Source organism: Nocardia rhamnosiphila NBRC 108938, assembly GCF_000720425.1.
Taxonomy (GTDB): Bacteria; Actinomycetota; Actinomycetes; order Mycobacteriales; family Mycobacteriaceae; genus Nocardia; species Nocardia rhamnosiphila.
On sequence record NZ_JOAJ01000004.1, the window covers coordinates 343,406 to 361,819 of the forward strand.

14 protein-coding genes are annotated in these 18,414 nt (G+C 68.5%); 4 read left to right on the forward strand and 10 right to left on the reverse strand.

Features of this window, described 5'->3' with window-relative positions; genetic code table 11:
• Positions 1 to 25: 25 nt before the first annotated feature.
• Positions 26 to 940, reverse strand: coding sequence for a succinate--CoA ligase subunit alpha (gene sucD, locus IG75_RS0117500; RefSeq protein WP_030522361.1), 915 nt, complete (start codon positions 938 to 940; stop codon positions 26 to 28).
• A 42-nt stretch (positions 941 to 982) separates the two neighbouring features.
• Positions 983 to 2,146, reverse strand: a complete 1,164-nt coding sequence (gene sucC, locus IG75_RS0117505) for an ADP-forming succinate--CoA ligase subunit beta (RefSeq protein ID WP_030522362.1) — start codon at positions 2,144 to 2,146, stop codon at positions 983 to 985.
• Positions 2,147 to 2,753: 607 nt separating this feature from the next.
• Here sucC and IG75_RS0117510 point away from each other — a divergent pair.
• Positions 2,754 to 4,064 carry a M23 family metallopeptidase gene (locus IG75_RS0117510; RefSeq protein ID WP_063834156.1) on the forward strand — a complete coding sequence of 437 codons (1,311 nt, stop codon included), beginning with the start codon at positions 2,754 to 2,756 and terminating at the stop codon, positions 4,062 to 4,064.
• Positions 4,065 to 4,119: 55 nt separating this feature from the next.
• On the opposite strand, the gene IG75_RS0117515 is transcribed toward IG75_RS0117510, so the two are convergent.
• Both IG75_RS0117515 and pcrA read right to left on the reverse strand, forming a co-directional pair.
• Complete coding sequence (locus tag IG75_RS0117515) at positions 4,120 to 4,545, reverse strand: hypothetical protein (protein WP_030522364.1); 426 nt, start codon at positions 4,543 to 4,545, stop codon at positions 4,120 to 4,122.
• 38 nt (positions 4,546 to 4,583) lie between these two features.
• Complete coding sequence (pcrA, locus tag IG75_RS0117520) at positions 4,584 to 7,304, reverse strand: DNA helicase PcrA (protein WP_245713355.1); 2,721 nt, start codon at positions 7,302 to 7,304, stop codon at positions 4,584 to 4,586.
• A gap of 341 nt (positions 7,305 to 7,645) precedes the next feature.
• Between pcrA and IG75_RS0117525 the strand changes: the two genes are divergently transcribed.
• Positions 7,646 to 7,957 (forward strand): chorismate mutase, encoded by a 312-nt coding sequence (locus IG75_RS0117525; RefSeq protein ID WP_030522366.1) that lies wholly within the window; start codon positions 7,646 to 7,648, stop codon positions 7,955 to 7,957.
• Between the two features lie 92 nt (positions 7,958 to 8,049).
• On the opposite strand, the gene IG75_RS0117530 is transcribed toward IG75_RS0117525, so the two are convergent.
• On the reverse strand, positions 8,050 to 9,504 hold the full coding sequence (locus IG75_RS0117530) for an NAD-dependent succinate-semialdehyde dehydrogenase (protein WP_030522367.1): 1,455 nt from the start codon (positions 9,502 to 9,504) through the stop codon (positions 8,050 to 8,052).
• Between the two features lie 216 nt (positions 9,505 to 9,720).
• On the opposite strand from IG75_RS0117530, the gene pgi reads away from it, so the two are divergent.
• On the forward strand, positions 9,721 to 11,358 hold the full coding sequence (pgi, locus tag IG75_RS0117535) for a glucose-6-phosphate isomerase (RefSeq protein WP_030522368.1): 1,638 nt from the start codon (positions 9,721 to 9,723) through the stop codon (positions 11,356 to 11,358).
• 3 nt (positions 11,359 to 11,361) lie between these two features.
• On the opposite strand, the gene IG75_RS0117540 is transcribed toward pgi, so the two are convergent.
• A complete protein-coding gene (locus IG75_RS0117540) occupies positions 11,362 to 12,861 on the reverse strand; it encodes a hypothetical protein (RefSeq protein WP_030522369.1) in 1,500 nt (499 codons plus the stop codon).
• 238 nt (positions 12,862 to 13,099) lie between these two features.
• On the opposite strand from IG75_RS0117540, the gene IG75_RS0117545 reads away from it, so the two are divergent.
• Positions 13,100 to 14,719 (forward strand): acyl-CoA dehydrogenase family protein, encoded by a 1,620-nt coding sequence (locus IG75_RS0117545; protein WP_030522370.1) that lies wholly within the window; start codon positions 13,100 to 13,102, stop codon positions 14,717 to 14,719.
• A gap of 5 nt (positions 14,720 to 14,724) precedes the next feature.
• On the opposite strand, the gene IG75_RS0117550 is transcribed toward IG75_RS0117545, so the two are convergent.
• The 4 genes from IG75_RS0117550 to IG75_RS0117565 form a co-directional block, all read right to left on the reverse strand.
• The gene (locus tag IG75_RS0117550; protein ID WP_081876953.1) at positions 14,725 to 15,861 is read right to left on the reverse strand and encodes a lipase family protein; all 1,137 of its coding nucleotides are present in this window, start codon (positions 15,859 to 15,861) and stop codon (positions 14,725 to 14,727) included.
• Positions 15,862 to 15,961: 100 nt separating this feature from the next.
• Positions 15,962 to 16,468 (reverse strand): hypothetical protein, encoded by a 507-nt coding sequence (locus IG75_RS0117555; RefSeq protein WP_245713356.1) that lies wholly within the window; start codon positions 16,466 to 16,468, stop codon positions 15,962 to 15,964.
• A 108-nt stretch (positions 16,469 to 16,576) separates the two neighbouring features.
• Positions 16,577 to 17,374, reverse strand: coding sequence for a family 1 encapsulin nanocompartment shell protein (locus IG75_RS0117560; protein ID WP_030522373.1), 798 nt, complete (start codon positions 17,372 to 17,374; stop codon positions 16,577 to 16,579).
• Positions 17,371 to 18,399, reverse strand: coding sequence for a Dyp-type peroxidase (locus tag IG75_RS0117565; protein WP_030522374.1), 1,029 nt, complete (start codon positions 18,397 to 18,399; stop codon positions 17,371 to 17,373). The genes IG75_RS0117560 and IG75_RS0117565 overlap by 4 nt, the downstream gene beginning before the upstream one ends.
• Between the last annotated feature and the right edge of the window lie 15 nt (positions 18,400 to 18,414).

Below are 18,414 nucleotides of genomic sequence, written 5' to 3' on the forward strand. Positions count from 1 at the left end.
CCCGGAGTTCGGCGCTGCTACCGGATCAGGCGGAAACCGCCGCCTTCTCCAGGATCTCGCGCGCCAGCGCGGCGGTCTCGGACGGCGTCTTGCCGACCTTCACGCCCGCGGCCTCCAGCGCGTCCTTCTTGGCCTGCGCGGTACCCGAGGAGCCGGAGACGATGGCGCCGGCGTGGCCCATGGTCTTGCCCTCGGGGGCGGTGAAGCCGGCCACGTAGCCGACGACCGGCTTGGTGACATTGGCCTGGATGTAGGCCGCGGCCCGCTCTTCGGCGTCGCCACCGATCTCACCGATCATGACGATCAGCTTGGTCTCCGGGTCCTTCTCGAACGCCTCGATGGCGTCGATGTGGGTGGTGCCGATGACCGGGTCGCCGCCGATACCGATGGAGGTCGAGAAGCCGAAGTCACGCAGCTCGTACATCATCTGGTAGGTCAGGGTGCCGGACTTGGACACCAGGCCGATCGGGCCCTTGCCGGTGATGTTGGCCGGGGTGATACCGACCAGCGATTCGCCGGGGGTGATGATGCCGGGGCAGTTGGGGCCGATGATCCGGGTCTTGGCGCCCTTCTCCACGTTGTAGGCCCACGCGTAGGCGGTGTCCTGCACCGGGATGCCCTCGGTGATCACCACGAGCAGCGGGATCTCCGCGTCGATGGCCTCGATGATGGCGTCCTTGGAGAACTTCGGCGGAACGAACGCAATGGAGACGTCCGCGCCGGTCTTCTCCATGGCCTCGGCCACGGTGGCGAACACGGGCAGTTCGACGGCATTGCCGTCCTTGTCGGTGTGCGAGACGGTGGTGCCCGCCTTACGCGCGTTCACACCGCCGACGACCTGGGTACCGGCCTTGAGCATCAGCGCGGTGTGCTTGGTGCCCTCGCCGCCGGTGATGCCCTGGACGATGACCTTCGAATCCTTGTTGAGGAAAATAGACATAGTTCTGTGTGTCCTTTACTGGGCGTGCCCTGGTAGGTCGACTCAGCGGGCCGCGAGTTCGGCGGCCTTGTCGGCGCCTTCGTCCATGGTCTGTGCCAGCGTCACCAGCGGGTGCGCGGCCTCGGCGAGGATCTTGCGACCCTCCTCCACCCGGTTGCCGTCCAGGCGGACCACCAGCGGCTTGTTCGCTTCGGCGCCCAGGATCTCGAGGGCCTTCACAATGCCGTTGGCGACCGCGTCGCACGCGGTGATACCGCCGAAGACGTTCACGAAAACGCTTTTCACCTGGACATCGTTCAGGATGACGTCGAGACCGTTGGCCATGACCTCGGCGGAGGCGCCGCCGCCGATATCGAGGAAGTTGGCCGGCTTGACACCGCTGTGCTTCTCGCCCGCGTAGGCGACGACGTCCAGGGTGGACATGACCAGACCGGCACCGTTGCCGATGATGCCGACCTCACCGTCGAGCTTGACGTAGTTGAGGTCGTTCTCCTTGGCCTTGAGCTCCAGCGGATCGGTCGCGTCCTTGTCCGCGAACTCCGCGTGGTCGGCGTGCCGGAACTCGGCGTTCTCGTCCAGGGTGACCTTGCCGTCGAGCGCCAGGATCTCGTTGTCCGGGGTGCGCACCAGAGGGTTGACCTCGACCAGGGTGGCATCTTCGTTGACGAAGACCTCCCACAGCTTCTGAATGGTGACCGCGGCGGCGTCCAGCACATCGGCGGGCAGATGGCCCTGCTCGGCGATCGAGCGGGCGAACGCCAGGTCGACGCCCTTCACCGCGTCGACCGGAACCTTGGCCAGCCGGTCGGGCTTGGTGGCGGCGACCTCTTCGATCTCCATACCGCCTTCGACCGAGCACATGGCCAGGTAGGTGCGGTTGGTGCGGTCGAGCAGGAAGGAGATGTAGTACTCCTCGGCGATGTCCTTCGCCTCGGCGACCAGGATCTTCTTGGTGATGTGACCCTTGATGTCCAGGCCGAGGATGTTCTGCCCGTGGGTGAACGCGTCCTCCGGGGTGGCCGCGTACTTGACGCCACCGGCCTTGCCGCGGCCGCCGACCTTCACCTGGGACTTGATCATCACCGGTTTGCCGATTTCCGCGGCGATCGCGCGCGCGTCCTCGGCAGTGTCGGTCACGCGGCCTTCCGACGAAGGCACCCCGTGCTTTACGAAGAGCTCCTTCGCCTGATATTCGAAGAGATCCATGTACTCACCGTCTCGTCTGCGTTGCTATGACAACGTCTTTGTTGGCGGCCCGACGTCGGTAGCGGGTCGTTCGGACTCTAACCACTCACAGGCACGCCCGATCGGGCACGTTCATCCTAAGTGGCGCAGGTCACGAGCCTTCCGGCGGGGACGTTAAAGCCGCAGGCCAAGACTACCGGCGAGTAGCTTTCCGGTGAGCCGCAGGCGGTGCGCGGCGACCGCCCGCGCGACGAGGACGATCGCGGCCGCGACATCACAGGACAGAGTGTCCGACGGTGAGCCGCACCCGCGATAGAAACGTGATCAATGTCACAGTAACGTTTGAAAAGGTCCTACCGCTTGCCGCGTCGCAATCGTTTCGTTACCGTCGAAGCGGTCGATGTCACAGGCCGATCACAAACGTTGCACAGCGTGGATGCTTGCGCACCCGGTTGTTCCGCGAGTAGAGATCTCCGTGATGTTGCTCCCTGAGCAGGTTTAGAGAGGACGGCAGCTTGACGCAGCACCCCGCTCCGCAGTCGCAGAGCCGTTCGGCAGCAGCCCTTTCGGCACCGCATCCCGTCACCATCGGCCGGAAGTCCGGTGCCAGTCGGATGCGAACCGGCCGATGAACCACCGCGGCACCCTCGACGCCCACCCCGACGGTCGCGCCCGGCGCCGGCACGAGAACGCGCAGCCGACCGAATCGGTCCAGACGTTCAATGCATTCGGCGCGCCCGGTGACAGCCGGGCCCGCAGGCGCCCGCTCAACACCGCCGCCGCCTCGGCCGCCGCCGATGCCCACCGCACCGCCGCCGACGACTTCTGGGCGACCAACCAGGGGTGGGCCGATTCCCAGGCCGACAACTGGTCCGGCGCCGACCGGCAACCGCAGAGCACCTGGCAGCAGGATCAGTGGCAGCAGAACGGATGGCAGCAGGAGGAAAAGCCCGCCTGGCACAGCGATCCGAACTGGAACACCCAGCAGGGCTGGACCGAGGAAGCGCAGTCCTGGTCCGAACCCACGCCGCAGACCTGGTCCACGGCTCCCACGCAGTCCTGGCACGACGCCGAACCCGAGGCGTCGAAGCACCACGAGCCCGCCCGCTACGACAGACCCACGACGATCGCCGAGGCGCTGGAGAGTGCGCCGGTCGCCACGGAGGACACCGAGGAGCCCCGGCAGTCCCGTTCCCGGGGCGCGCATCGTGTAGCGGCCCCGCCGGCCGCGCTCAAGGGCCGCGCCGCGGTCGTCGCGGTGGCGGCGGGTGCGGTGGTCGCAGCCGGGCAGTGTGCCACCGCGGATCCCGGCGCTACGAAACAGGTCCCGCAGGCCACCGATTACGAGGCCGCCGGATCGGTACACGAGATCGCCGCCCAGTCGATGGCGACCGAGGATCCGGCTGTCTCCGATACCACCTCACCGCAAATGCTGGGCGGCGGCCTCCCCGTCGACACCAGCCGATTCGGTGAAATGCTGGCCAACGGCGCCCAATTCGCCGAAGACCTCGCCCAGGCCGAGGAAGCCAAGTTCCGCCCGCTGTTCGCGCAATTCGCCAGCGGCTCCTACACCTCCGGATTCGGCGCCCGCTGGGGCGTTCAGCATCTCGGGATCGATGTGGCCGGGCCGATCGGCACCCCCATCCACGCGGTGGCCGACGGAGAGGTCATAGACGCCGGGCCGGCTTCGGGCTTCGGCATGTGGGTGCGTCTACTGCACGCCGATGGCACCATCACCGTCTACGGGCATGTCGACACCACCACCGTCTCGGTGGGCGAATACGTGTACGCAGGAGACCAGATCGCCACCATGGGCAATCGTGGGTTCTCGACGGGCCCGCACTGCCACTTCGAGGTCTGGCTGAACGGCAGCGACAAGATCGATCCGGTGCCGTGGCTGGCCACCCGGGGGATCAGCCTCACCGGCAACGGCGACTGACCGTACCGCTGCCTGCCGGGTGCCACGATCCTTGGAGCACCCGGCCGCGGTTGTCTCACGGTGCGGCGGCGATCGCCAGCCCGATCAGCGCGATCACCTTGGCGACCTCCAGCCCGATGTACCAGTAGTGCGCCGTCGAACGTGGTAACTCCTCCCCCGCGAGCACCCGATCCGAGCGACGCGACAGCGGCGGGCGCACCACGGCCAGCTGAACCACCAGAACCACCACCGCGATCGCGAGCCATACCCACACCGCCCCGGCGGGCGCCAGCACGACGGCCGACACCAGCAGCACCGCCGCCAGCACGGCCTCCACAGTGTTCAGCGCCCGGAACACCAGCCGCCCGATACCCAGCCCGAGTTCGGTGGTGACCCCGGGCGCGCGGAATTTCAGCGGCGCCTCCAAGAACGAGATGGCCAGCACCATGCCGAGCCAGAGCATCGGCACGAACCACATCAGATGCTGCGCGACAGACTCCATGATCGGAACCTACCGCGCGGCCGAACGCCGCGGGGGCGCTACAGCTTGGTGAGGGTTTGACTGAACTTCGGGATGAGCCGGATGGTGCCGCTGGTCCCGAAATCGATCGTCACACTCGCCATATCTCCGACCCCGTCCGCGGCGACCACCCGGCCGAGACCGTACTTGTCGTCGCTGACCCGGTCGCCGACCGCCAGCGCCAGGCCGACATTGTTGCGGGATACGCCACGCCGAGCCGGGCGGGTCTCCCGGATACCGGGCCGCGCCTCCCGCGACTGCGGCCAGCCGCCGGTCCAGTCCTCGTCGCTCGACTCCGCACCACGACGGCGGCCGTACTGCGCCGGAGCAGACGACCGTTTGGGTTCCAGGCGCTGCCAATCGATCAGATGATCCGGAACCTCCTGCAGGAACCGGGACTCCGGGTTGAACACCGGCTGCCCCCACGCCGAGCGGACCACCGCGCGGGTGAGATACAGGCGGCGGCGGGCCCGGGTGATCCCCACATAGGCCAGCCGGCGTTCCTCGGCCAGTTCGGCAGGGTCGCCGAGCGCCCGCAGATGCGGGAACTGGCCGTCCTCCCATCCGGTCACGAAAACCACCGGGAACTCCAGGCCCTTGGCGGTGTGCAGGGTCATCATGGTGACCATGCCCGACCCCTCCTCGGGTATCTGGTCGGCATCGGCCACCAGCGATACCCGTTCCAGGAAGGCGGCCAGCGAACCGGGTTCGGGTTCGCCCTCACCCGTCTCCGGTACCAGGCCCTCGGCCCGGGCGGCCTCGAGCGCGTTCCGCGCCTCGGAACTGAACTCCCGGGCGACGCTGACGAGTTCGTTCAGGTTGTCCAGCCGCGCGCCGTCCTGCGGATCATCGGAGGCCTCCAGTTCCGCCCGGTAGCCGGTGCGATCCAGTACCGCCTCGACCACCGCGCCCACATCGGGGAAGTCGACCTCGTCCATTTCACCGGCGGCCCGGATCTGCTCGAGCAGCGCGACGAATCCGGCGATGGCATTGCGCGCCCGGGTGTTCAGCAGCGCGACCTCGCCGGCGGCGGCATCGCGCAGCGCCTCGGCGAAACCGATACCGCGCTGTTCGGCGTGCACCGCCACACAGGCCTCGGCACGATCACCGATACCGCGCCGCGGGGTGTTGAGGATCCGGCGCAGGCTCACCGCATCCTCCGGGTTCTCCAGAACACGCAGGTAGGCGACGATATCGCGGACCTCTTTGCGCTCGTAGAACCGAACCCCGCCGACCACCTTGTAGGGCAGGCCCATCCGGATGAAGATCTCTTCCAAGGCCCGGGAGTTGTTGTTGGTGCGGTAGAACACCGCGATATCGGAGTAGGCGGCCTCGCCCTCGTCCACCAGCCGGTCGATCTCGCGCGCGACGAAGGCCGCCTCGTCGTGTTCGTTGTCGGCGACGTAGCCGGTGATGAGTTCGCCCTCACCCGCATCGGTCCACAACCGCTTGTCGCGGCGGTTGCTGTTGCGCGAGATCACCGAGTTGGCCGCGGACAGGATGTTCTGCGTGGACCGGTAGTTCTGTTCCAGCAGGATGGTCTCGGCGTCGGGGAAATCGCGTTCGAATTCCTCGATATTGCGGATGGTGGCGCCGCGGAAGGCGTAGATGGACTGATCGGCGTCCCCGACCACGCAGAGTTCGCTCGGCGGCACCGTATGAGCGTCCGGTTCAGGGGCCTCGGCGCCCGGTGCGGCGGCCGCGCCGGCGTCGGTATCGGCGGCTTCACCGGCCGTCCCCGACCCCGCGGTGTGATGCCCGACCAGTTCCCGCACCAGCACGTACTGCGCGTGGTTGGTGTCCTGGTATTCGTCCACCAGGACGTGCCGGAAGCGGCGGCGGTAGTACTCGGCGACCTCCGGGTGCCGTTGCAGCAGCGCGACCGTCTCACCGATGAGGTCGTCGAAATCCAGCGCGTTGGCCGTACGCAACCGCCGCTGGTATTCGGTGTACACACGGGCGACCACGCGCGGCAGTTCGGCGTCCTCGAATTCCGCGTCGCTGCTCGCCTGTTCCGGGCCGACGAGTTCGTTCTTCAGGTTCGAGATGGCCGTCGCGAGCAGCCGCGGGGTGTACTTCTTGGCGTCCAGTTCGAGATCCCGGCCGATCATGGTGAGCAGCCGCCGGGAATCGTCGGCGTCGTAGATGGAGAAATTCGAGTTCAGACCGGCCAGCAGGGCCGACTGGGTACGCAGGATCCGCACACAACTCGAGTGGAAGGTCGACACCCACATACTCGCGGCGCGCGGACCCACCAGGTCGATGACCCGCTCGCGCATCTCGGCGGCGGCCTTGTTGGTGAAGGTGATGGCCAGGATCTGCCCGGGGGTGGCCCCGCGCGCGGCCAGCAGGTAGGCGATCCGGCGGGTCAGCACGGCGGTCTTGCCCGAACCCGCGCCGGCCACGATCAGCAGCGGCGGGCCGGTGTGCAGTACGGCGGCGCGCTGCTGTGGGTTGAGGCCCTCCAGCAGCTGTTCGGCCTCCTGCGCCCGGCGCTGCGCGGTATCGGTGCGCTGCTGTGTCTGCTCGGCCTGCACCCGCTGTCGCAGCGCGGCCAGGCCGCTCGGCGCACCGGGCTCCCGGCCCCCGGGCGCCGCCGCGCGCCGGTCGGCACCGGATAGCTCCAGGCCGGGCAGGGTCGCGGCCTCCGGCGCCGCGCCGGGCTCCGGCGAGCCGGCGGCGGAGGTGGTGGCACGGGAATTGTGCGAATCCGAACGAAGTGCTGCCGCGGTGGTGTCCATCGTCTGTTCACGCTACCGCCGCGACCCGACACGATCGAACACTCGGCCGAATTCGTCGCCGGCGAGACCACTCGGCGGGCCGATATCCCCACCAGTGAGCGTTTTGCATACATCGGTTACCGTGGCAAACTGGCAATATGGTTTGCCCTTCAGCGAAACATCCGCGCCGGTTGTGTGGACAGCTGGGCCGCAGACCGGGCACCTGAGGCCCGAACGGGGCAGGTAAAGGGGGAACGGCACTACCAGACCCGCCGGGTCTTTTTCACGCGGTGGAAGAGCTCTGGATCGGTAACACGACGCGCCTCGGCGCCGATCCAGGTTCTGACACGAGGAGATGAGAAATGAGCACACCCGCTACGGCGACCGGGTCGGGTTCTACTACCGACACGGACTCGGAGCTCCCTCGGACCGAAGCCGAGATCGAAAAGCTTCGGAAGGAGATCGACCGGCTAGATGCGGAGATCCTCACGGCCATCAAGCGCCGAACAGAGATCTCGCGGGTAATCGGACGAACCCGGATGGCTTCCGGGGGTACCCGCCTGGTGCACAGCCGGGAGATGAAAGTGCTGGAGCGCTTCAGCGAACTCGGCCAGGAGGGGCACACCCTGGCGATGCTGCTGCTGCGTCTCGGGCGCGGACGTCTCGGCCGCTAGGCCCCAACAGAACCGACGCGGCGGCCCGCAGACCGCCGCAACCTCACGAACCGCCCCGGGTGACCATGCCCCAGGGCGGTTCGTACTGTCTGTCATGTCATGGCGATGTACTTGGTCGACAGATATTCCTCGATCCCCTCGGTACCGCCTTCCCGGCCGAAACCGGAAGCCTTGACGCCGCCGAACGGGGCCGCCGGGTCCGAGATCACCCCGCGGTTCACCCCCACCATGCCGCTCTCCAGGCCCTCGGCCACCCGCAGCGCCCGCTCGAGGTCCCGGGTGTAGATATAGCTCACCAGGCCGAACTCGGTGTCGTTGGCGGCGACCAGCCCCTCTTCCTCGGTATCGAAGGCGACGATCGGCGCCACCGGGCCGAAAACCTCCTCGCGGAGGATGCGCGCCCGCGCGGGGATATCGGTGAGCACGGTCGCCGGATAGAACCAGCCCGGACCGCCCGGAGCCTTCCCGCCGACCCGGACCGACGCGCCCGCGCCGACCGCGTCGTCGACCAGGTCGGCGACGGTGTTCAGCTGGTCCTCACTGACCAGCGGACCGAGCGTGGTGTCCGGATCGGTACCCGGGCCCAGCCGCACCTGGGAGTTGATCGCCGCCACGAACTTCTCGGTGAACTCCTCGACCACCGCGCGGTGCACATGGAAGCGGTTGGCCGCGGTGCACGCCTCACCACCGTTGCGCAGCTTGGCCAGCAGGGCCCCCTCGACGGCCGCGTCGATATCGGCGTCGTCGAACACCACGAACGGTGCGTTCCCGCCGAGCTCCATCGAGGTACGCAGCAGGCCGGCGGCCGATTTCTCGACGAGGGTGCGACCGACCTCGGTGGATCCGGTGAAAGTGAGCTTGCGCAACCGGGGATCGTCGAGCAGCGGCTGGGTGACCGCACCGGACCGGCGGGAGGTGATCACCGACAGCACACCGTCGGGCAGGCCGGCCTCGGCGCACAGCTTCGCCAGCAGCAGCATGGTGAGCGGGGTCGCCGAAGCGGGTTTGACGATCATGGTGCAGCCCGCCGCCAGCGCGGGGCCGATCTTGCGGGTGCCCATCGCGAGCGGGAAGTTCCACGGCGTGATCGCCAGACAGGGACCGACCGGCTGCTTGTGGACCAGGATGCGGCCGGTACCCGAGGGCGCGTGCAGATAGCGGCCGTGGATACGTGCGGCCTCCTCGCTGAACCAGCGGAAGAACTCGGCGCCGTAGCGGACCTCGTTCCGGCTCTCCGGCAGGGCCTTGCCCATTTCCAGGGTCATCAGCAGGGCGAATTCCTCGGCGCGTGCGGTGATGCGCTCGAAAACCGTCCGCAGGATCTCCCCGCGCTCGCGCGCCGGAGTAGCGGCCCACTCCGCCTGAACCGCGACCGCGGCGTCCAGAGCCCGTACCGCGTCCTCCGGGGATCCGTCCGCCACCTCGGCCAGCACCTCGCCGTTCGCCGGGTTGTGCACCGCGAAGGTGCCCCCGCCGGTGGCGTCGACGGGCCCGCCGATCCACAGTTGCTTCGGGACGGATGCGAGTACTTCGGTTTCCGATGCCATACAGGCCAGCCTAAGCACGAAACCGGCAGAAGTCGTCGGCCCGAGAGGACAGTTTCTATTGCCCCGCCTGCGGCGGGGCGGGTCGGGGCCCGCCCCCGGTCCGCCGGAGTTACCGGTGGGCAACCGCCTTCGTTCTCCTTCGTCCGGCGACCCGGGACCCGCCGCGGTCCCGGCCGCGCCTGCGTCCGGGACCGGTGGGTTGTACGCTCGGCCAGTGTGAGCGTCGACATAACCGCATCGGCGGCATGGCAGAAATTGCGCGATCATCACACTGCGATCGCCGCCCTACAACTGAGGGACCTGTTCGCCGAAGATCCACCGCGCGGCCGCGATCTCACGCTGACCGCGGGTGAGCTGCGGATCGACTACAGCAAGCATCGCGTCACCCGGGAGACCCTCCAGTTGCTGGTGGAACTGGCCCGCGAAGCAGGTGTGGAGACGCAGCGCGACCGGATGCTGCGCGGCGAACACATCAACACGTCCGAGGACCGGGCGGTGGGGCATACCGCGTTGCGGTTGCCGAAGGGCACTTCGCTCACCATCGACGGCGCGGACGCGGTCGCCGCGGTACACGAGGTACTCGACCGGATGGGCGCCTTCGCCGACTCGGTGCGTTCGGGCGACTGGCGCGGTGCGACCGGGGAGCGGATCCGCACGGTGGTGAACATCGGAATCGGCGGTTCGGATCTCGGCCCCGTGATGGTGCATCAGGCGCTGCGCCACTACGCGGACGCCGGTATCGGCGCCCGGTTCGTCTCCAATGTGGATCCCGCCGATCTGGTGGCCACACTCGCGGATCTGGATCCGGCGACCACCCTGTTCATCGTGGCCTCCAAAACCTTTTCGACCCTGGAGACCCTGACCAACGCCACCGCCGCCCGCCGCTGGCTGGTCGACGCCCTCGGCCCGGATGCCGTGGCGAGACATTTCGTCGCGGTGTCCACCCACGCCGGGCGGGTCGCCGAGTTCGGTATCGACACCGACAATATGTTCGGCTTCTGGGATTGGGTCGGCGGCCGGTATTCGGTGGATTCGGCCATCGGGCTGTCGGTCATGGTGACGATCGGTCCCGCCCGGTTCGCCGAATTCCTCGCCGGTATGCACGATATGGACCGCCATTTCGCCACCGCGCCGCTGGCGGAGAACGCGCCGGCCCTGCTGGCGCTGCTCGGTGTGTGGTACGCGAACTTCTTCGGCGCACAGTCGCGCGCGGTGCTGCCGTACTCCAACGATCTCGCCCGCTTTCCGGCCTATCTCCAGCAGCTCGCGATGGAGTCGAACGGAAAATCGGTGCGCGCGGACGGTTCCCCGGTCACCACCACCACCGGTGAGATCTTCTGGGGCGAACCCGGCACCAACGGTCAGCATGCCTTCTATCAGCTCCTGCACCAGGGCACCCGGCTGATCCCCGCCGATTTCATCGGTTTCGCCCAGCCCACCGACGATCTGCCCACCCGCGACGGCACCGGCAGTATGCACGACATCCTGATGAGCAATCTGTTCGCGCAGACCAAGGTGCTGGCGTTCGGGAAGACCGCCGAGGAGATCGCCGCCGAGGGCACACCGCCGGAACTGGTACCGCACAAGGTGATGCCCGGCAACCGGCCCAGCACCACGATCCTCGCGCCCCGGCTCACTCCCGCAGTGCTGGGCCAGCTGATCGCGCTGTATGAACACCAGGTGTTCGTGGCGGGTGCGATCTGGGGGATCGACAGCTTCGACCAGTGGGGTGTGGAACTGGGCAAGCAGCAGGCCTTGGCGCTGGCGCCCCTGCTCACGGACTCGGAAGAACCCGCACCACAGGATGATTCGTCCACCGATGCGCTGATCCGCTGGTACCGCGCCAACCGCTGACCTTCACCACGGCCGAATCGGCAGGTCCACCCGCGCGGCGGTCGCGGTGACCAGCCGGTGCAGTGCGGCCGCATCGGCTATCCGTTCCGGGTGGAGACTCGCGACGGTCAGGATGTAGTCGTCCCGGAAACGGCACAGGTAGCCGGACAGCCGGGTGCGCGGCCGCCGCGCATAGTCGAGGCCGGGATGAACGGCCCGGGTCGCGATACCGGTGCACTCGTGTGGCCCGAGGGTCGACAGCGCCGGCGGGATCGCGCCGATATTCGAGCACAGGATGTCGCGTTCCCCCGCTCCCCGGGACAGCAGATGGGCCACCTTGTCGGGCACCAGGTAGAGAAACTCTTCCGGTAGTCCGCCGGGGCTGGTCATCCGCCGCTCGTAGGCCGACCGGCTCTTCGCGCGGATATCGGCCGGTCCGTCCCCCGGGGTCACCGCGATCTCGGTCACCGCCAGATCGTTGTCGATCCGGGGTTCGTCCCGGGTGTCCACAGGCAGGCTCGCCGCGATCTCGGCCCCGGGAAAGCCCGCGGCCCACAGGATGTTCGCGACCAACCAGATGAACAAACTGTTGGCTGTGCCCCCGTATCGCGCGGCGACCGCCTCCCAGTCCTCGGCCGGGCAGCGCAGGATGAGCGCCGGTTCGGGCAGCGCGGTGAAGGCGGAGGTCTCGGTAGATCCGGATGGGTCGATCCGTTCCTCGATCGCCGGCGGCACGAGAAGTCCGGCAGGGTCGGGCGGGGCGGCTCGGGCCGCGGGGCCGCCGGATGCGGATTGTGACTGCGACCAGGAAGAATCCGATGGTGCGATCGGGCGGCGCGGTGTAGCCACGGTACGAGCCGCGCGGTCGGCGCCCGTCGCCCCGTCGTGTCCGGCAACCCGCTTCTGGTGCCCCGGCCCGTGCACACCGCGCGGTATCCGGGTCGCGGCGGCACGCACACCACCGAGCCCGACCGTCGCCCAGATACGCGCCGCGTCGAACCAGTCCGAATCCGGGGCGCCTCCGGTGTCGTTGCCCGGCGCCGCCACCGGCCGGGGGCACAGAAGGTCCACCGCGCGGTCCGAGTCCATCGCCTCCAGCGCTCGTTCCACGGCGAGAATCAGTCCCCGGGCATCGGCGAGAACGTGGGAGCAGGTGAGAACCACGATCGTGCCCCCGTCGGTGAGTGGCGCCACCGACAGTCGCCAGCCCGGACCGTGTTCGGGATCCAGGTCGGCACCACACGCGTCGGCCCAGTCCGGGATCTCGGCGGGTGCGAGCGTCGCACGGTGCCGGTCGAGCGGATGAGCGCGATCATTGCGCTGCCACCGTGCCCGAGCGCCCGGGACCCGGGGGCGGACCACCCGGCGGGCCAGCGGCCCGGTGCGCAGTGCCCCGTGCAAACGCGCGAGTATCTCGGGTTCCACCGCCCCGGCGGTGCGCCACAGGCCCTGGAGCGCGATCGGGGTGCCGAGCCCCTGGTGGGTGCGTAGGAAGATTTCGTCGACAACGCTCAATCGGCGCATTCGCACAGGTTAACCTCTGTTTCCGAAACATCGCCGGGCGCACCGTGCCCGGCTGGCCGACCCACCGCGGGCTGCCCGGACGACGGGCGCGCCACGGGTCGCCCGAGAAAGACCCTGCGCTACCGGGACGAGGCCGCACACGAGCGGACCACGGCGGGGCCGCTCACCTGCCCACCGATACCGACCGGTCCCGATCCCCCGGAAGCCCGCGGTGTGACATGGGACGCATAATCGATGGATGCTCACGCACGAGGTTCTCAACCAGGTCCCGCCGATCACACCGTTCGAGGTCTCGCGGGACCCGGCGTTGCTGGCCGGTCTGCACCGGGAGGGCGCCGGGTGGGCGGAGGCGGAAGTGCGCGAACTCGGCACGCTCGCCGGTACCGAGCGGGTTCAGGAGTGGGGCCGGCTCGCCAACGAGTATCCGCCCGTCCTGCACACCCACGACCGCTACGGCAACCGCGTCGACGAGGTGGAATTCCATCCGCACTGGCACGATCTGATGACGGTGGCGGTCGAACACGGACTGCACGCCGCACCGTGGGCCGACGACCGGACCGGCGCCCATGTGGCGCGGGCCGCCAAGTTCTACGTCTGGGGCGCCGCCGACGCCGGGCATATGTGTCCCGTCTCGATGACCTACGCCGCGATTCCGGCACTGCGGCACAATCCGGAGTTGGCGGCGCAGTACGAACCGCTGCTCACCGCCCGCGCCTACGACTTCGGGTTACGCGAACCGTCGACCAAGGCGGGGCTCATCGCCGGTATGTCCATGACGGAGAAGCAGGGCGGGTCCGATGTCCGGGCCAACACCACCACCGCGACCCCGCAACCCGACGGCACATATCGGCTCGTCGGCCACAAATGGTTCACCTCGGCGCCGATGTCGGATATGTTCCTCACCCTGGCCCAGGCGCCGGGCGGGCTGTCGTGTTTCCTGCTGCCGCGGGTGCTGCCCGACGGTTCGCGCAATCCGATCCGGCTGCAGCGGCTCAAGGACAAGCTGGGCAACAAATCGAACGCGTCCTCGGAGATCGAGTACGAGAACGCGATCGGCTGGCCGGTCGGCGCGGAGGGCGCCGGAGTGAAGACCATCATCGAAATGGTCAATATGACCCGTCTCGACTGTGTGATCGGTTCCGCGGTCGGGATGCGCACGGCAGCCGTACGCGCGGTGCATCATGCCCGCCATCGCAAGGCGTTCGGTGCCGCGCTGGTCGACCAGCCCGCGATGCGCAATGTGCTGGCCGATCTGGTACTCGAATCCGAGGCCGCCACCACGGTCATGCTGCGGCTGGCCGGGGCCACCGATCGCGCCGCGGCGGATCCCGGTGAAGCCGCGTTGCGCCGGATCGCGCTCGCGGTGACCAAGTACTGGGTGTGCAAACGCGCGGCCACGCACGCCGCCGAGGCCCTGGAATGTTTCGGCGGAAACGGTTACGTCGAGGAATCCGGGATGCCGCGGTTGTACCGGGAAGCGCCGCTCATGTCGATCTGGGAGGGTTCGGGCAATGTGGCCGCGCTCGACGCCCTGCGCGCGATGGGCACCCAGCCCGAGACCGTGGAGGCCTACTTCGCCGAGGTGTCCCGGGCGCGCGGCGAGAATCCGCATCTGGATCACGCGATCGACCGGGTGGGCAAGGAACTGGCCGATCGCAGCGATATCGAGTACCGGGCGCGCCGGATCGTCGAGCTGATGGCCCTGGTCCTGCAGGGCGCCCAGCTGGTCCGGCACGGCCACCGCGCGGTCGCGGACGCCTTCTGCGCGTCCCGGCTGGGTGCCGACTGGGGCGCGGCGTTCGGGACGCTGCCCACGGGCGTGGATACGACGGCGATCATCGAGCGGGCGTTCGTCTGAACGGGTCAGCCGGCCGGCAGCACCTTGTCGAGGAAGGTGAGAGCGCGGTCGAGGCCGCCTCTCTCCGCCAGATCCTCGTGGCCGGCCTGGAGAAACTGGACCGCGTGCTCCGTGCCGTTCACGACGAACTGCCCCGCCAGCGCGAGGGTGAGCGGTAACGGGACGACGGTGTCGTAGACGCCCTGTACGAGCAGGATCGGATCCCGGTAGCCGCTGACCGGCACGCTCATATAGTCGCGCACCACGAGCGCGAAATCCGGATCGTTCAGGGGTCGCGATACCAGGGACCCGATCTCCGTGGTGTCCAGCATTGCCGAGGCCTGGGCATTGCAGTTGGTGCTGAGCCCGGCGATGAACCGTCGGCCCTGCAGAGTCAGGAAATCGCCGACCTCCGGGCCCAGCCGGGCACCGACCATCCCGGCGAGCACCATGGGCGCGTACCGGCCCACGTACCCGGGCATCTCGGGCTGGTCCGGGCGCGAACGAAGGAAGATGCTCTCCAGATTGCTGACCGGGGCCAGGGCGGCGGTACCGCGGAAGTCGAGCTCCGGGGCATACTCGGGGGCGAGCCGGCCGGTGCCGAGCGCGGCATGCCCGCCCTGCGACCACCCGGCCACCGCCCAGCTCGGAGCCAGTCCGGGGTATGCGGAGCGGGCGGCGCGCACCGCGTCGATGGTGGCGGTGGCCTCGCTCGTGGTGTGCAGATACGGATGCGGGCCCGGCGAATTGGGACTCAGGCCGATGTAGTCGGGGGCGACGACGGCATATCCGGCGTCATTGAGACGCGCCACGGACGGCCCGGTTTCCTTCTCGAGCTTGTCGTAACCCGTGAGACCGCAATTCTGCGCGAGCCCGGCGGTGCCGTGGTCCCAGGCGACCACCCGCCGGCCCCCGTCCGGGGCCGGCCCCTCGGGGATGCGCACCACCGCGGCCGCGGGGACCAGTTCACCGCCGGGGCCGGTGGTGACGTATTCGATCCGCTGCACACCGGCGAGCCCGGCCCACGGCCGGGCGAGCGGTTCGGCCGCGAGCAACCGACCCGGGTACCAGGCCGCCTCGGCCCGCGCGACTCCCGGCAGTCCGGCACCCAGCGCCGCCACCAGTGTCAGGACTGCCGCGAAAGCTCGGGCATAGCGGACCATTGCTCTGTGCTCCTCTGTCGTGCGGCGGATCATCGTCCATGGTGGCAGCGGTCCGGGAGCTGCGCCCGTCGGTACGGCGTGCGTCGAGCACCGGCGGCACTCAGCGAGTCGGTGGGGCTATCTGCCAGTGCCGCTCCAGGGCGCCCGCGATATCGGGCAACACGGTGATCGGAACTTTCTTGTGGCGCAACATATTGCGTATCTCGTTGACCTGTTCGCGCTTACGCAGATCGTAGGCCCCCGAGACCGGCCCGCGGACCGGCGGAATGGACAGCAGCACGAGTTCGCTGTGCAATTCCTCACCTCCGGTCAGGTCCAGCGCGAGCGACCAGCGCGCGTCTTCGTCGAGGCCGAAACGCCCGGCCACCACGCGCTCCCAATCGATACTGGTCGCCGACCACGGTGTCCGCCGATGGATCGCCTGCTCGGTGAGGATCACCGTATCCCGGGTGAACAGCGCGAACAGCGCGGCGACGGCGAGTATCGCGCCGAGGACGATCCCGGTGAACACCCGGGCGGGCCCGAACAGCAGCACCGTGGGAACGGTCACCGCCACGACCACCGCAACTCCGGCAAGGCTGTAACCCAGCACCCGACCGGTGGGCACGACACCAGCGTGCACCCTCTGCATACCGACTCCGTTCACCCCGCGAACTGGCGCTGGCCACACCGTACCGGACGATCGCCGGTGGCTCCGGCGACGCTGGTCACCCGCTCAGAACAGCGCGACGGCGGCCTCGGCCGAGTACACATGGAAGGTCATGCTCTGCTGGAAATAGAGCTGGACCGTTTCGGCGTCGTGGGCCAGATAGCCGATGGACAGATCCTGGCCCACGGTGAGATCGAAGTCGCCGCCGCGGGTGGTGAGCACAAAAGCCCCGTCGATGGCCGGCGCCCAGATGATCTCCCCGTCGGGGACCAGGCGTTCCAGATGGGTGCGCAGCGGATGACCGTGGTTGGAGGTCTCGCTGACCTTCGTGTACAGGTCGGCGCTCAGCAGCACCGAATACGGTCCGTCGACACCGGCCAGCCGCAACTGGCTCACCGCCAGAGCGATCACCTCGGGCACCCCGAACACATCCTCGGGCAGCGCGATCGAGCGGTTCGACGAGGCGGCGCGGATACCGGTGATACCGGCCGCCGCGTAACCCTCGAAGACGGCCCGGTCCTCGGCGAAGGCGATATTGCGGGCGGCGTCCTTCACCGGATCCAGGTCGGTGTCCTGGGCACCGCGCTCGACATTGTCGAGTTCCTCGCGCGACAGTGTGAACGGCACCCGCAGCTCGACCAGCGGCGCCACCACCCGCTGGCGCGCCTGGACACCGTCGTGCGGGGCGGCGACAGGTGTCGTATGGCCGAGCCCGCGCGCCGAATAGTCCGTGCCGTGCGGACCGGACAGGTCGACCACGCGGCGGCCGGCATTGTGCCGTTTGAAGGTCCGGGTGGCCTCCTCTTCGATGACGGCCCAGGCCGCGTCGGTGATCGGCGCGAGTTCGCGATGCAGGTTGTTCATACAGTGCTGCTCCTTTTCAACGTGCCGATACCGAGAGAACCGTCGGCGACCGGCGGCGGGCCCGGATCTGCCGCGGCGGCTTCCTCCGGCGGGTCGGGCAGATCCTCGAAGAAATCTTGGGGCGGAACGAAGAAGAGGGTGCCGGTGACCGCGGTGGAGAAATCCAGGATCCGATCGTGGGTGGCCTCGTCGGTCCCGAGGAACATCCGCTCCAGCATGATCTCGGTGGTCCGGGGGGTCGCCGAATAGCCGACGAAATAGGTGCCGAACTCGCCGTCTCGGACACTGCCGAACGGCATATTCGCGCGCAGGATCTCCCGTTCGGTGCCGTCCGGCTCGATCACCTGGTTCACCGCGATATGCGAATCCGGGGGTTTCACCTCGTCGTCGAGTTCGAAATCCTCGAGTTTGGTGCGGCCGATCACCCGTTCCTGCTCCTGCACCGGCAGCGCCCGCCAGGCGGTCAGATCGTGCAGGTACTTCTGCACGATCACATAGCTGCCGCCGGTGAAGTCCGGATCGCCGGCGCCGATCAGCGCGGCCCGGCCGGCGGGCGTATCCGGCAGGCCGCCCTCCGGGTTCTCGGTGCCGTCGACGAAACCGAGCAGGTCACGTTGTTCGAAATAGCGGAAACCGACCGTTTCGTCGACGATCGTGCCGATATCGGCCAGCCGGTCGCCGATCGCCATGGCCAGTTCGAAGCAGGCATCGTGCACCTGGCCGCGGATGTGGAAGAGCAGATCGCCCGGCGTGGCGGGAGCCCGGTGCAGCGGCCCCTCGTACCCGGGGAACTCGTGCAGTTCGGCCGGGCGGGATCCGCCGAACAAGCGATCCCAGGCGGTGGAGCCGATCCCGGTGATACAACCCAGCCCGGCGCCGGGCAACCGGAATCCGATGGCCCGGCGCAGACCGGGCAGCTCGGCGAGCAGATCCCGGGCCGCCGCCTCACCACCGGGGTCGATGGTGGCGACCAGGAAATACGCGGCCGGGGTGAGTGGTTCGAGAATCGGCTGCGGCTGCCCCATAGCCGATCACATTAC

Excerpts from the sequence above, each read along its gene's own strand:
- sucD (WP_030522361.1), bottom strand. The coding sequence starts at position 940 with ATGTCTATTTTCCTCAACAAGGATTCGAAGGTCATCGTCCAGGGCATC.
- IG75_RS0117550 (WP_081876953.1), bottom strand. The coding sequence starts at position 15,861 with ATGGTCCGCTATGCCCGAGCTTTCGCGGCAGTCCTGACACTGGTGGCG.
- IG75_RS0117525 (WP_030522366.1), top strand. The coding sequence starts at position 7,646 with ATGAGCACACCCGCTACGGCGACCGGGTCGGGTTCTACTACCGACACG.
- IG75_RS0117510 (WP_063834156.1), top strand. The coding sequence starts at position 2,754 with ATGAACCACCGCGGCACCCTCGACGCCCACCCCGACGGTCGCGCCCGG.
- pcrA (WP_245713355.1), bottom strand. The coding sequence starts at position 7,304 with ATGGACACCACCGCGGCAGCACTTCGTTCGGATTCGCACAATTCCCGT.
- IG75_RS0117515 (WP_030522364.1), bottom strand. The coding sequence starts at position 4,545 with ATGGAGTCTGTCGCGCAGCATCTGATGTGGTTCGTGCCGATGCTCTGG.
- IG75_RS0117545 (WP_030522370.1), top strand. The coding sequence starts at position 13,100 with ATGCTCACGCACGAGGTTCTCAACCAGGTCCCGCCGATCACACCGTTC.
- IG75_RS0117565 (WP_030522374.1), bottom strand. The coding sequence starts at position 18,399 with ATGGGGCAGCCGCAGCCGATTCTCGAACCACTCACCCCGGCCGCGTAT.
- IG75_RS0117560 (WP_030522373.1), bottom strand. The coding sequence starts at position 17,374 with ATGAACAACCTGCATCGCGAACTCGCGCCGATCACCGACGCGGCCTGG.
- sucC (WP_030522362.1), bottom strand. The coding sequence starts at position 2,146 with ATGGATCTCTTCGAATATCAGGCGAAGGAGCTCTTCGTAAAGCACGGG.
- IG75_RS0117540 (WP_030522369.1), bottom strand. The coding sequence starts at position 12,861 with ATGCGCCGATTGAGCGTTGTCGACGAAATCTTCCTACGCACCCACCAG.
- IG75_RS0117530 (WP_030522367.1), bottom strand. The coding sequence starts at position 9,504 with ATGGCATCGGAAACCGAAGTACTCGCATCCGTCCCGAAGCAACTGTGG.